13 protein-coding genes are annotated in these 13402 nt (G+C 71.2%); all 13 read right to left on the minus strand.

All coding sequences use genetic code 11. From position 1 onward, the window contains the following. Positions 1-443: amino acid kinase family protein (locus MXD58_RS08545; protein ID WP_250609172.1), on the minus strand; the 443-nt coding region annotated here is incomplete at its 3' end. Then, the gene (locus tag MXD58_RS08550; protein WP_248837936.1) at positions 434-1474 is read right to left on the minus strand and encodes an aspartate-semialdehyde dehydrogenase; all 1041 of its coding nucleotides are present in this window, start codon (positions 1472-1474) and stop codon (positions 434-436) included. The genes MXD58_RS08550 and MXD58_RS08545, both read right to left, overlap by 10 nt. Before the next feature lie 69 nt (positions 1475-1543). Then, positions 1544-2344, minus strand: coding sequence for an SDR family NAD(P)-dependent oxidoreductase (locus tag MXD58_RS08555; RefSeq protein ID WP_248837937.1), 801 nt, complete (start codon positions 2342-2344; stop codon positions 1544-1546). A 10-nt stretch (positions 2345-2354) separates the two neighbouring features. Further along, positions 2355-3164 (minus strand): hypothetical protein, encoded by an 810-nt coding sequence (locus MXD58_RS08560; protein ID WP_248837938.1) that lies wholly within the window; start codon positions 3162-3164, stop codon positions 2355-2357. A 34-nt stretch (positions 3165-3198) separates the two neighbouring features. Continuing rightward, complete coding sequence (locus MXD58_RS08565) at positions 3199-3990, minus strand: hypothetical protein (protein ID WP_248837939.1); 792 nt, start codon at positions 3988-3990, stop codon at positions 3199-3201. Between the two features lie 146 nt (positions 3991-4136). Then, on the minus strand, positions 4137-5219 hold the full coding sequence (locus MXD58_RS08570) for a hypothetical protein (RefSeq protein ID WP_248837940.1): 1083 nt from the start codon (positions 5217-5219) through the stop codon (positions 4137-4139). A 241-nt stretch (positions 5220-5460) separates the two neighbouring features. Next, on the minus strand, positions 5461-6555 hold the full coding sequence (locus MXD58_RS08575) for a hypothetical protein (RefSeq protein WP_248837941.1): 1095 nt from the start codon (positions 6553-6555) through the stop codon (positions 5461-5463). A 319-nt stretch (positions 6556-6874) separates the two neighbouring features. After that, positions 6875-7795, minus strand: coding sequence for an ABC transporter ATP-binding protein (locus MXD58_RS08580; protein WP_248837942.1), 921 nt, complete (start codon positions 7793-7795; stop codon positions 6875-6877). Next, positions 7786-8877 carry a FecCD family ABC transporter permease gene (locus MXD58_RS08585; RefSeq protein ID WP_248837943.1) on the minus strand — a complete coding sequence of 364 codons (1092 nt, stop codon included), beginning with the start codon at positions 8875-8877 and terminating at the stop codon, positions 7786-7788. Before MXD58_RS08585 ends, MXD58_RS08580 begins: the two co-directional genes overlap by 10 nt. Further along, complete coding sequence (locus MXD58_RS08590; protein ID WP_250609173.1) at positions 8874-9908, minus strand: LLM class flavin-dependent oxidoreductase; 1035 nt, start codon at positions 9906-9908, stop codon at positions 8874-8876. The genes MXD58_RS08585 and MXD58_RS08590 overlap by 4 nt, the downstream gene beginning before the upstream one ends. Before the next feature lie 52 nt (positions 9909-9960). Beyond that, positions 9961-10779, minus strand: coding sequence for an ABC transporter substrate-binding protein (locus MXD58_RS08595; RefSeq protein ID WP_250609174.1), 819 nt, complete (start codon positions 10777-10779; stop codon positions 9961-9963). A gap of 579 nt (positions 10780-11358) precedes the next feature. Then, on the minus strand, positions 11359-12297 hold the full coding sequence (locus tag MXD58_RS08600; RefSeq protein ID WP_248837946.1) for an aldose 1-epimerase family protein: 939 nt from the start codon (positions 12295-12297) through the stop codon (positions 11359-11361). 99 nt (positions 12298-12396) lie between these two features. Continuing rightward, the coding region (locus tag MXD58_RS08605; RefSeq protein ID WP_250609175.1) for an amidohydrolase family protein at positions 12397-13402 on the minus strand (1006 nt) is incomplete at its 5' end.

Raw genomic sequence — 13402 nt, forward strand, 5'->3', positions numbered from 1 at the left:
GCGTGGTGGGGCTCGCCGATGCCCGCGCAGCCGGTGTCGGCGGCGTCGAGAGGCACCGCGTCGAGCCCTGCCTCGCGCAGCGCCGCGGTCATCAGCGCCACGTTCACGGTCTCGCCGGTCATCAGCGCGGCAGCGAGCAGCTCCCGGTCCGGGTCGGGGCTCACCGCCCGCATCGCCGCGGACAGCCGGTCCGTCTCGCCGGCGACCGCGCTGACGACCACGACGGCGTGGCGTGGCCCTGGGCCGAACCCACCCAGCCGACCGGCCACGTGCGCGGCGATCAGCCGGTGCGCGCCGGGCGCCGCGAACGACGCCCCGCCGAACTTCAGCACGACGACGTCCGCCGCCGCACCCGCCCCGGGGTCGCCGTTCGAGCCGGCGGTGCCGTTCGAGCCGGCGGTGCCGTTCGAGCCGGCGGCGTTGTCCGAGTCGTTCACAGCCATGACATCTCGCCGGCCAGTTGGACGATCTCCAGGGCGTTGAGCGCGGCGCCGACGGTGAGGTTGTCGGCGACGACCCACAGCCACAGCGCGCGGGGATCGTCGGGGTCGCTGCGCACCCGGCCGACGTGGACGAGCCGGCGCTCGGTCGGTGACGCGCAGACGAACCGCGGCATCGGATAGCCCTCGTCGTCGCCGTAGGCGCGCAGGTTCGGTGCGGCGCGCAGCGCGGCGAGGGCGTCGGCCGCTGACACCTCGTCCGCGAACTCGACGTGCACCGCCTCGGAGTGGCCGTTCACGACCGCGACCCGCACCGCGGTCGCCGCGACCCGCAGGCCCGGCATCTCCATGATCTTGCGGGGTTCGCGGCGCAGCTTGCGTTCCTCGTGCGTGTGGCCCTCGTCGTCGCGCATGCCGATCTCGGGTATCAGGTTGAACGCGAGGGGCTGGCCGAACTTCCCCGGGGTGTCCCGCGCCGGGTCGGCGCCGTCGAGCAGCGACCGGGTCGTGTCGGCGAGCTCGCCCAGGCCCCGCAGGCCGCCACCGGAGGCGGACTGGTAGCTGGCGACGATGACCCGTTCGATCTCGCCGATCTCCCGCAGCGGGTGCAGCGCCCGCACGAGCTGGATCGTCGAGCAGTTCGGATTGGCCACGATGCCGCGCGGCGGGCGGGCGCGCAGGGTGTGCGGGTTGACCTCCGGGACGACGAGCGGGATGTCGTCCTCCATCCGAAACGCCGAGCTGTTGTCGACGACGAGGGCGCCCGCCGCGGCGAACCGGGGCGCCCAGGCGGTGCTGATCGGCGCGCCGGCGCTGAACACCGCGACGTCCACCGTGCTCGGGTCGAACCGCTCCAGCGCGACGACCGGCTCGACCTTGAGCGTCAGCCCGAACTCCTCGCCCAGGTCACGGCCCGCGGAGCCGGCCGAGGCGACGGGTACGACCCGCCCGAGGTCGGGTAGGAACCCGGCCTCCAGCAGCCCCAACGCCTCCCGGCCGACGACACCCGTCGCGCCGACGATGGCGATATCCACTCCCTCATCCCCCTGTGTTGATGCGGCCCCGCCAGGAACGGGGCCTGGTATTAGTGGTGCGGCGCGCCGCTACTCGGCGGTGACGACCTTTTCGTCGGCGAAGCGCGCGTCGAGGTCGATCCAGCCGCCGTCGACGTACAGCACCTCGCCGTTGACGTAGGTGGCGGCGTCGGAGGCCAGGAACAGCGCCGGTCCGGCGATCTCGGCTGGCTTCGCCCAGCGGCCGAGCGCGACCTTCTCGGAGTAGGCGTTCGCCCAGCCGGCGGAGGAGCGGATCGGCAGGGTCAGCGCCGTCTCGACGGGACCGGGGGCGATGGCGTTGACGCGCACGCCGGCGGGCCCGAGCTCCGCGGCGAGGACCCGGACCATCTGCGCCAGCGCGGCCTTCGTCCCCGCGTAGATCACCTGGCCGGGTTCGACCGCCCGGCTGCTGATCGACGAGATGACGATGATGCTGCCGCCGCCCCGTGCTGCCATGATCCGCCCGGCGCCGCGCAGCACGTGGAAGCTGCCCCGCAGGTTGACGTCGGTGACGGCGGTGTACTCCTCGTCGGTGTAGTCGACGAGCGGCTTGCGAATGTTGATGCCGGGGGTGCCGACGGCGATGTCGAGGCCGCCGCGGTCGGTGACGACCCGGGCGAACAGGTCGTCTACCTCGGCGGAGGACCGCACGTCGACGGTCGAGGCCTTCGCGGTGCCGCCGGCGGCGAGAATCTCCGCGACGGTCTGCTCCAGGCCGACGGTGTCGACGTCGGCGCATTCGACGACGGCGCCCTGCTCGGCGAGGCCGATCGCGATGGCCTGCCCGATCCCCGAGGCCGCGCCGATGACGGCCGCGACCTTGCCGGTCAGATCCAGACTGGTTGCCACTGTGTGCTCCTTACGACGAGGGCCACGCTGAGCGGCGTTCGAAGTTCGCGACGATCGCCTCGGCGGTGGCCGGATCGTGGACGTGCACCGCGCAGAGAATGCGATCGCCGGGGCTGGTGTGGCGGGCGAAGTGTGCGTTGACCGCCGCGTCGGCGCCGAGTGGGCGCTCGCGGTAGAGCTCGCGCGGAACGCCGATGCCGGCCAGCAGTCCGCTGGCCGGGTCGAACGCCGCGCCGGGGGCGAGCGTCGCCGCGATCTCGCCGGCCAGCGCCCGCACGCCGAGATCGTGCTCGTCCGGGCCGCCGGATCCGGATCCGCCGCCAGGCGCGGATCCGTTCCGTTCCACCCGGGGATACATCACCGCGCCGGGCAGCTCGCCGTAGGCCCGCATCGCACAGTAGGCGACCGGGTTGTAGGTGCGCAGCGCGGAGAGCACCGGAAAACCGCCGGTGGCGATGACCTCCTCGAGCAGCGCGAGCCAGCTCGTGCTGAACACCTGCCCGCCGCGCAGCGTCGCCGCGACGAACTGGACGCCGATGTGCAGGAAGCGCCGGCCGTCGGTGGTGTGCTCCCAGCTCGCGCCCAGCGCGGACACCGGCTGGCCGCTGTCCCGCTCGACGCCGACGATCAGGTGCTCCGCCTCGTGCAGCAGATCGGGGCGCGACGCGAACAGCTGCGCCATCCGCAGGTCCGGTAGCGCCGCGACCAGGCCCTCCCGCAGCCACCGTTCCTCCGAGAGGCCCAGCGGGGAGTCCTCGCGGGTGAATCTGACCACGGAATGCCGGGCGGCCGGTTCCGTGGACGTGCCTACCTGTGCCATGACCGTTCCCCCGTGGGTGCGGTACGGACCGGCGTCAGGCGAACCGTCCGGCGAGGGTGCCGGCCGCCTCGAAGGAGCTGGTCGCGGGCGCGACCACCGCCTGGTAGAGCTCCAGGAAGTAGGCGACCCACAGATTCGCCACGATCTTCATGTGGTCCAGCACCTTCGCCTCGTCCGCGCCGGAGGCGACCAGCGAGGTCAGCACACCCCAGACGAAGTCGGCGTGCTCGTCGGCGATGTCGGTGCCGACGTGGCGCCGCGCGCCGGCGAGCTTGTCCCGGCCGAGCTTCTCCTCGAGGTTGCGCACCCAGGACGGCTGGGTCTTCGTCGTCGTGTACTCGACGAAGTACACGCTGCACAGCAGGGCCAGCGGGGTGCCCTCGAACTCCATGCCGTACTGGAGGTAGCCGGTGAGCAGCTTGGTGGCCTGGAACGGCTCGGTGGCGTAGATCTCGTCCTTGGTCAGGCCGACGCGGCCGAGATCACCGGCGAACCACTCGTCGTGGAGCATCTCGTCCTCGACGTAGTGCGCCCACGACGCGCCGCGGACCGGGTCGCGCTTGGTGAAGTAGCCGATGGCGAGCGCGTCGATCGTCCGCTTGCGGCGCAGCCGCAGGATCGTCTCGATGTTGTGGCGCTTGTAGTACGCCATGTTGATCTCGTCGCCGCGCGCCTGGTGGTCCGCGTACGGAATCTCGGCGTAGAACTTGGCGATCATGGCGTCGAGCATCTCGTCGACCTGCTTGCGCAGGTCCGTGAGGTCGGCGGCGCGGGCGGCGGCGGCCGCCCGCGGGTCCAGGTACCAACTGCGCGGGTCGTCGTTCATCGCGGGGTCTCCCTTCCAGTCTGCGGTTCCGATGCCGCCGGCCTGGCTGGGGGCCGCCGCGGAACCTTCGGATGTGAAGATGTGCGGTCGGTGATGTGGTGCGCCGGGCAGGTCACGCCCGGTGAACGGGTGGGGTTGGTCGCCGCTCAGCAGCCGCAGCCGGGGGTGCGCTGGCGGTGCAGGCGCCGCACCGGCCCCGGCGCGGCGGGGCCGGCGATCCGCGAGCCCGACTCCGGGTCGGTCATGACCGTGTCGGCGCAGGTGAAGGTCAGCGCGTAGCGGGTCGACGGGGTCAGGCCGAAGCCAAGGTGGACGACCCCGCCCACGGAGCCGTACATCTCGTTCAGGCCGCAGTTGCCGGGCTGCTGCTCGAGGACCGGGTTGAGCCCGATGCCGAACTCCCAGACGACCCGGTAGTCCTCGTCGGCGGCGTAGAGCTTCTCCAGCGCGTCGACGGCTGGCTGGCCGGCGCGCTCGAGCGCCGTCACGCCGGTCACCAGGCCGCCCGAGAGGTCGAGCAGGACGGTGGCGGTGCGCAGCACGTCGAGGTCCGCGAAGATCCGGGCCTGCTCGCCCCGCACGGCGGGATCGTCACCGCGGTGCACGATGGGGGCCCCGAGCAGGGCGATCCGCCCGTCGAGGGCGAGGCGCCGCGTCGTGTCGAACCGGTAGAGGCCCGTCGGCGCGGCACTGGCCTCCCCCGACGGCGCGATCTGCTGTTCGCCCGCGGTCAGCGCGCCGGCCTGCTGGTTCCACTCGTAGCCGCCCGAAACGCCGAAGCGTGCCGAGGCGCCCTCGGCGGGGCTGGTGAGAAGCACCTCGTCGGCGTCGCCCAGGGCTTCGAACAGCCGGTCGGCGGCGGCCTCCAGCGCCTGCGGGTCGGTCCGCTCGACGACGTCGAGGAAGTAGGCGACGTGCGCGTCTGTGACGGGCGTCGAGCCGCACGGCATCACCGAGAGCCGCCGGCCCGCGCCGAGCTGGGCGGGATCGGGGGAGACGAGGAAGCGGTCCGGGCAGACGACGAAGACGTCGGCGTCGGCCGGCAGCGCGGGAAGAGCATCGGCCAGGGCTTCGTGGGCCGCCAGGGTGTGGTGCACCACGGTGCCGTAACGGCTGCTGGGGGCGAGCTCGAACTCGGCCGCCCGGTCGGCCTGGGTCAGCAGGCAGAACACGGCGTGCGGGTCGGCGAACTCGCGGTGCAGGTCGGGACGCACGAGGAACTGTGCCATGAGGACCACCCGGGGCGCGACGAAGCGGGACGGCGGGACCGGGATCGGGCGTCGGAGTGGGCCGGCCCGGTCCAGCCGGCCCACTCCTTACCGCGGCTATCAGCCGAGGAGGGTGCCCAGGTAGCGGTCGTTCTTCTTCACCTGGATCTTCTTCTGCGCGACCTTCTCCACAGTGATCACCTCCTTCCGGGGTTCCGCGGGATGCGGGGGGAGGGACGAGGGAAACCCTCGTCCCGGCCGATCAGGTGGCCAACCCGACCGGACTCTTGGGGGGCGCCGTCGGCGTTTTGCCCGACGGAACGCCGAGCAGTACGTCGCCCAGCTCGTTGCTGACGATTGTTCCCGGCGAAATGATGTCGAGATGATACTGGGTGAAGGGCGTGAGGCCGATTCCCCAGTGCAGGCAGCCCTGGGTCGCCCCGTAGACCTCGTTCATCGCGTGATTGCCGGGAAGCAGGTCCAGGGTGGTGTTGAGCGCGTGGCCGATTTCCCAGACTATGCGGTATCTGGAATCTACCTCGAAGAGCGCTTCGAACATCTCCAGGATAGCACCCCCGGCCGGGTCCGGGGAAGTCATTTTGGTAATTAGGCCGTTGTCGACCTGGGCCACGACGGCGAAATCAATGAGCGGCCAGAGCTTGCTGTGAATGCGCTCCTGGTCGCGCCGCGAGAACGACGGCGTACCGGAGTGAAGAATCGGGTTGCCCTGGATGACGATTTCCCCGTCGAGAGGCAGCCGAAGGTAGTCCTCGAACTCCCTGATCTCGATGGGAAGCACACTGATCTCGCCGGCGGGGACGATCTGCTGTTCACCCCAGCCGACAAGTCCGGCCTGCTGGTTCCAGACCAGTTCACGGTCGAACAGGCGGAGGACCGCGACGGTGCCGTGCCGCTCGTCCCGGTACTCCAGCGTCTCGCCACGCTCGGCGAGCTTGAAGAACCGGTCGGAGAAGTCCTCCTGGGCCTGGGGGTCCGTCGCCTCGACGCAGCGCAGGAAATGGCGCAGCGTCTCGACGTCGGTCGGGGTGGAGTTGCAGGCCATGCCGAGCAGCTTGCGCCGCGGCCCGAGCACATCCACCGGTGGTGACTGGAAGAAGTGATAGGGAGACATTACCAGCACGTGGGCCTGCTCGGGAACATCTTCCCGCATCAACCGGGCAAACTCGTCCTCGCCTCCGTGGAAGTCGAGGATCCGGTAGTCATCATAGGGCGCGGTCTTGGCCAGCTTGATGTGCTCCAGTAGAGCCGCATTCGTGACCAGGCAGAAGACGGTGCCGGTTGGGTCTCCGAACTGCCGTATCCTGGCCGGATCGACGACGATCTCGGACGAGGCCATCTCTCATCTCCTCCTGACACGTGCGGGCCGAGTGGCGGGCGCCGGTGAGGCAGGATCGGGTCGACCGCCAGGAATCACCATGAATAAGATCCGAAATGCTCGGAGAGGTGCTCCTGGGTGGCGACGCCAGGGACATTGTGCGGGTCGGGCGGATTCCCGCTCCGGCCACTGTTCTTGCGACTTTAGCTGCCGTCGCGTCTGTCAGATCGGCCCGTGGACCGGACGAGCCTGTGAACTGAATAATATCGGACCGGAGGCGGTCGGGGGAGGCTTTCCGGATAGGTCGCGAGGTTAAATCCGGATTACCCGCCTGGCGGGATCAGTCGGCACCAGTGTTTGCCTGGAATGGAAGCGGCGGGGACAGGGCCGCCACGGGTGAGGTCGGTATGGGGACGCACGTCCGCATCTCGCGCCGGCCATGGCCGGGCGGCAGCGTCACCCCCGCGACGTGCACGGGCACGCCGTAGAGATCGCTGAGCCGCTCGCCGGTCACGACGTCGTCGGGATGGCCGTCCGCGATCAGCGCGCCACCGCGCATGAGCACCGCCCGGTTGGAGTAGGTGAGCGCGTGCGACGGCTGATGGGTGGTCATGATCACGGTGTGGCCCTCGCGGGCCAGTTCGGCGACGACCTGCAGGGTGCGGACCTCGTTGCCGTAGTCCAGCGCGGCGGTCGGCTCGTCGAGGACGAGGATCGCGGCGCGCTGCACGAGCGCGCGGGCGAGCAGAACCAGCTGACGCTCGCCACCGGACAGCGCGGCGAAGGACCGCTCGGCCAGGTGCGCGATGCCCAGGCGGTCGAGCTGCGCCAGCGCGCCGCGCCGGTCGCGGGCGGACGGAGACTCGAGAACGCCCAGGTAGGGGGTGCGACCCATGACGGCGATGTCCAGGGCGGTGAACGGAAACGGCGACGAGGTCGACTGCGGCACGTACGCGACCCGCCGGGCGAGTTCGCGCGGGGCGAGAGAGCCGATCTCTTCTCCGCGGATGCGCACCGTGCCGGCCCTGGGCTTAAGGAAGCCAAGGATGCAGCGCAGCAACGTCGTCTTGCCGGCGCCGTTCGGCCCGAGCAGGGCGCAGACTTCGGCGGCGTTCACCGTCAGGCTGACGTCGGTCAACCGGTGGCCGGTGCGCCCGTAGTGGAACGACAGGCCGCTGACCTCGATCTCCGCCGCGCCGGTCGGAACAGGATCCGGGGGCGATACGCCGCCCGCGCTGCGTGGCGGGGGACTCAGAGCCACTGGCGTCCCGCCTTCGCGAGCAGTGCGACGAAGAACGGCGCGCCGATCAGGGCGGTCAGGATGCCCAGCGGCAGGTCCATCGAGGTCGCGGTGCGCGCGACGTCATCGACGGCGAGCAGGTAGCTGGCGCCGATGAGGGCCGACACCGGCAGCAGCCGGTTGAACGACGGCCCCGCGAAGAAGCGCGCCAGGTGCGGAACGACCAGGCCCACCCAGCCGATGATGCCGGCGACACTCACCGCGGTCGCCGTCATGAGCGTCGACGCACCGATCGTCAGGGCCCAGATCCGCGTCCGGTTGACGCCGAGTGACCGGGCCTCGTCGTCGCCGGTGGCCAGCACCGTCAGCTGCCAGCGCACCGAGGCCAGCGCGACCAGGCAGATCGCCACGATGATCCCCGGCACGATCAGGCTGTGCATGCTGGCCCGGCCGAGACTGCCGAACAGCCAGAACGTGATCTCCGGCAGCGTCGTCTCCGGATTGGCGAAGTACTGCGCGCTGGAGATCAGCGCGTTGAACATCGCGCCGATGATGATGCCGCCGAGCACCAGGATGATCAGCGATCCCTTGCCGACGAAACGGGCGATGGTCAGTGCCAGGACCGCGGCGAGCAGCCCGCAGCTGAAGGAGATGATCTGCAGCTCGGTGGTGCCGAGGTGCAGGAGGATCGACACGCTCGCGCCGAAGCCGGCGCCCGCCGCGACCCCCAGGATCTCCGGGGAGACCAGCGGGTTGCGGAACATCGTCTGGTAGGCCGCGCCGGAGGAGGCCAGCGCGGTGCCGACGAGCAGCGCGGCGAGGATCCGCGGCATCCGGATGTCCATGACCACCGCGCGGTTCTGGCCGGAGACCGGGTCGCCGATGCCGAACAGTTCGTGCCCGAGAACCCGCAGCACGGTCAGCGGCCCGAGCGAGTACCGGCCGAGCCCGAAGGAGATCACCACCAGGACGAGCAGGATGACGGCGAGCAGCACGACCCGGAAATTCTCGGCGACGCCGGCGCGCATCCGCCCCGCCACGTCCAACGCCCGGTCTTCGTCGAGAGCGGGCGCCGGGTCCGCGGTGACGAGAGGACTTGTCATCGGCTGACCCGGTGGATCGTCGGCAGGGCCAGCAGCGGTCGCACCTTACCGGCGAACAGGCGCACCGTGCTCTGTTGCAGCGCGAGCGACGCGGTGCCGCTGAACGACGGCCGCAGGTTCACCCGCCGCACGCCGAGTTCGTCGCGCAGGAGCGCCACCTGGCGGGCGACCGTGGCGGGCCCGCCGATGATCGCCGTGTCGTCCTGGAAACGGCCCGGGTCGAAGTCGCTGGTGCCGACCGTCTGATGCCCGTGCTCGTCGCCGCCGAGGGCGGCGAGCCGGCGGGTGAGCCGCACGACGATCGGGGTGGCCCGCTCGACGGCGGCCCCGTCCGACTCGGCGACCAGGCAGAACCGCTCCACCCGGACGTCGGCGGCCTGGCCGCCGTGGGAGGTGTAGAGCCGCACGCTCGCCGCGACCGACTCGGTCGTGGCCACCGCCGACAGCGACAGCCCGTACCCGCGGCTCGCGGCCCACACGACGGACTCGTCGGTACGCGCGGCGACCTCGATCGGGGGATGGGGATGTTGGGCCGGCGTCGGGCCGACCCGGTACTGCGCGCCGCCGACCGTGCGGGTGCGGCCCCGCCAGTAGCCGACGATCGTGTCGAGGGCCTCGGGCAGGTCGTCGGCACCCGGCGCGTCGGGGTGGGTCGCGTCGGGCTGGGCGTCGTCGCCGCGGTAGGCCTGCGCGTAGGCCGCCAGCGGCCAGCCGACGCCGAGGATGACCCGCCCGCCGCAGAGCCGGTCGAGGGTCGCGAGGTCGGCGGCGAGGCGGATCGGGTCGTGCAGGGGGAGGTGCAGGGCGGTGAACCCGAGGGAGATCCGCCGGGTCACGGCGGCCACTGCGGTGGCCAGGGGGATCGGCGCCGCCCGGGCGGTCACCCGCCGGGAGCCGACGGAGTCCAGATGGCCGTCGGTGAACCACAGGCTGTCATAGCCGAGGGACTCGGAGATCCGGGCCAGTTCCACCGCGGAGTTGCCGGCGGAACTGTCGAGATCGCCGCGTCCGCCGGGCAGTCCGAACTGCATCTGCATGGTCATCGCTGCGCCGGAGCGCGGTCCTTCCGGGTTCGTTGGTCGACTACAGCACGTCCGGGTTCCACCGCAGGAGCTGCTCCATGGACACGGAGACGTGGGTGCCCTTGACGGCGCCGGCCGCGTCGGTGCCGCCGGCAAGCTTGATCCAGCCGCCGATGAGCGAGGGGCCGCCGTCCACGACGAGCGGAGGGTAGCTGGCGATGTGCACGACACTCGGCTTCTGCGCCGGGGTCAGGCTGGCGAGCCGTGACTGCACCATCGACAGCTTCGCGTTGACGTAGTCGCCGTATTCCTTGGCCTTGGCCGCGGCGGCGCCGCCGTACACCGTGCCGGCGAGCGTGATGGACGGCACGAGTTCCGGAAAGGTGTTGAAGTCCATGTCGAGTGCGGGCAGCCCGGCCTGGGTGAACGGCGTCAGGGTCGCGCCGCCGCTGATCGTGGAGACGACGTCCGGCTTGAGCTTGAGCAGCTCCTCCATGTTCACCTTGCCGCCGTTGCGGAACAGTTCGGGCTTGCTGTTGATATCCGGAAAGACCTTGCGCAGGAAGGGAATCGTCTTCACGTTCTGCGGGATGGCGACCAGCTTGTTGCCGACGCCGAGCATGATGTCGGTCACCGTGTGGGCCGGGAACTGCTCGGCGATCCGGTCGATCCTCAGCGGGACCGTGACCTTTTCTCCGCTCATGCTGGTCACCACCTGCGTGGTGGGCGCGGCGGGGGTCGAACCCGACGAGCCCGACGAGCCACAACCGGCGGCGAGGGCGGCCATCGCCGCGGCGGCGCCCAGGGCGAACAGCCGGCGGGGGCTGGCTGACCGGTCCGGGCGCGTGCGCTGCCGAACCAGTGTGGAGCGTGCTGTCACGTTCATCCCCCGACTGGGCCGTGTTTCGTGTTGAAACAACAAGTAATGATGGATGCACACGTCGTGTACGAGATGGAGGTAGCCGCGGGCTTCCGGGGGATGCTCCGGTGCATCCGAACTCCGCGAACGCGGCTGGAATGCACCATAGACCCCGCATCTACGTCTGTCACGCGGAGCGCAGCGCAGATCTGCGGAACTAGCTCCGCGCCGTTTTTCGCTGATGAGGCGGCGGTGTCGATGTCTCTCGTGTCGCCCGGCCGCGCGGTCGGAAGCGATCCCGGGCGATAGTGTCGAAGAAATTCTTCCGACTGCGAGGTCGGGCGGAACAAAATTTTTTCTTCACCAGGATCTGCCGCAACATGTTGCGCTGTGCGGCCAGCGTGTCACCCTGGTGGCCGGTATCGGGAATATCGCGCGGAGATATCGCGTAACACGGAAGTCGTCAGCAGGGGTGCCTGCCGTAACCTGCGGAGCCGGCTGGTCCACGGCTGCTGTGAGTGGTCCCTGTGCGGTCCGGCCAGGACAGGACTGGTCCGGCCGCGCCGGTGGACGCGGCCGGACGGGTGCTCGGCGGACCGGTCAGGCGGGGCCTGCGGGCTGGATGCCCCAACTGCCGGCGAAGGACTCCGCCGGTGCCAGCACCCGCAGCCCGTCGCCGCTGTTGAACGCGTTCGCCGGGCAGGTCAGCGGCTCGATGGCGACGCTGCGCCGCCGCTCGTCCGGACCGAGCGTGTCGCCGGTGAACACCTGGAGGTACTGCCAGGCATCGTCCATCCACACCGTCACCGAGCTGCCGCCGGGTGCGGCGAGGCGGACCCGGGTCCGCCCGTCCGGGTCGGCGACGAGATCGGTGTAGCAGGTGTCCAGGACAAGCGGGCCGATCGGGCGCGGGGCGCGGAAGTCGAACTCGCCGCCGGCGACGGCCCGCGTGCCGGTTGGGATCAGCCGCTCGTCGGTGACGAGCCGGGTGGCCGCGGGCACGGTCAGCTCCGCGTCGTCCGCCCGCACCGGGGCGCCGCCCGGGCCGGCGACCACGAGGTACGGGTGCACGCCGAGGCCGACCGGCGCCGGCCGGTCCCCCAGGTTCGTCGCCGTGATCGTGACGGCGAGGCCAGCGGCGTCGAGGCGGTACTCGGCGGTGAACCCGACGGTGAACGGATAGCCGCTCTGCGCGCGCAGCACGAACGACGCGCGCAGCTCGCCGGGCGCGGACTGCTCGATCTCCCACGCCGACCAGCGGGTCAGGCCGTGGTTGGCGTTGCGCAGCGCGACCTCGTTGATCGGCAGCTGCTGGCTGGCGCCGTCGAAGGTGTAGCGGCCGTCGGCGATGCGGTTGGGCCACGGCAGCAGCAGCTGCCCGCGCCCGCGGCTGGCCATGGCGTCGGCGTCGTAGCCGTCGAGGACCGCCCGCTCACCGACCCGGTACTCCCGCAGCCCGCCGCCGACCTCGGTGATGATGACGCTGCTGTCGTCGTGCACGAGCTTCGCCTGCCGCCCGGATGGCGCCAGTGCCGTCACAGGGGACCTCCTCGTGTGTCCGCGGGATCGTGGGCGCCGGGACCGGCCCGACGCCCACGCCCAGTATTCGCGACGACGCCCGCGGGGCGGTCCCGCGCGTCACCCGTGGGCGGCTCGCAGCCGGGCGGCGATCGACGGGAACAGCGCGAGCGCGTTGTCCCGGGCGATCCGTTGACGGGACCGCGGGTTCAGCGCCGGATCGGCGAGAAACGCGTCCCGGCCGGCGAGCGCGGTCTCGGCGGGCACGGCGTTGTAGTCCGAGCCGTAGAGGATCCGCTCGGTGCCGATCGTGGCCAGCAGGGTCGGGGTGCTGTACGGCGACATCGGCGCCGCGGTATCGACGTGAAAACGACGCAGCGCCCCTTCGACGGTCGCCGCGTCGACGCCATAACCGAGGCCGCGACCTAGCATGAGCCGGGCGGCCTGGTAGGGAAAGTAGCCGCCGCCATGGGCGAGAATCCAGCGAATGCGCGGATAGCGGTCCAGCGTGCCGCTCACGACGAGCTGGATCGCCGCGCGGGTGGTGTCAGCGAGGAAATCGGCGACGAACGGCGGAATTCCTACGTCGGTGGCACCCGGCACGTTGAACGGATGCACCAGCGCGACCGCGTCGCGCGCGTTCAGTTCGGCCATCATCGGCGCGAGGGAGGGATCGCCGAGATAGGTCTGACCGTCGTGGGCCATCAGCAGCACACCGTCGGCGTGCAGGTCGTCGTAGCCGTGCCGGATCTCCGCGACGGCCGTCTCGGGCGTCGCCCGGGGGATGCTCGCGAGCAGCCCGAAGCGGGTCGGCCGGTCCCGGACGAGCTGCGCGAGGCCGTCGTTGGCGAGCCGGGCGAGCTCGGCGGCCTGCGGTGGGGTGGGGGCGAACTCGCTCGGGATCGCCGCGGACAGGATCGCGGTGTCGATGCCGGCACGATCCATCAGGTCCAACGTCGCCCCCAGCGATCCGGTGGCGTACGGCGGGCCGCCCACCGGCGGCAGCTTTCCGTGCCCGACGAGCCAGGCCCGCACCTCGTCGGGCATCGAGTGGTGGTGGACGTCGATGCGCCCGGCCCGCCCCGTCGGCGCCGCGCCCGGCGCGGTTCGGGCCGCAGCCGGTGCC

The sequence above is a fragment of the Frankia sp. AgKG'84/4 genome (assembly GCF_023242965.2).
In the GTDB taxonomy this organism is placed as follows: Bacteria; Actinomycetota; Actinomycetes; order Frankiales; family Frankiaceae; genus Frankia.

Bases quoted from the DNA above. Each gene is read 5' to 3' on its own strand.
- MXD58_RS08570 (WP_248837940.1), bottom strand. From the start codon at position 5,219: ATGGCACAGTTCCTCGTGCGTCCCGACCTGCACCGCGAGTTCGCCGAC.
- MXD58_RS08565 (WP_248837939.1), bottom strand. From the start codon at position 3,990: ATGAACGACGACCCGCGCAGTTGGTACCTGGACCCGCGGGCGGCCGCC.
- MXD58_RS08585 (WP_248837943.1), bottom strand. From the start codon at position 8,877: ATGACAAGTCCTCTCGTCACCGCGGACCCGGCGCCCGCTCTCGACGAA.
- MXD58_RS08590 (WP_250609173.1), bottom strand. From the start codon at position 9,908: ATGCAGTTCGGACTGCCCGGCGGACGCGGCGATCTCGACAGTTCCGCC.
- MXD58_RS08560 (WP_248837938.1), bottom strand. From the start codon at position 3,164: ATGGCACAGGTAGGCACGTCCACGGAACCGGCCGCCCGGCATTCCGTG.
- MXD58_RS08575 (WP_248837941.1), bottom strand. From the start codon at position 6,555: ATGGCCTCGTCCGAGATCGTCGTCGATCCGGCCAGGATACGGCAGTTC.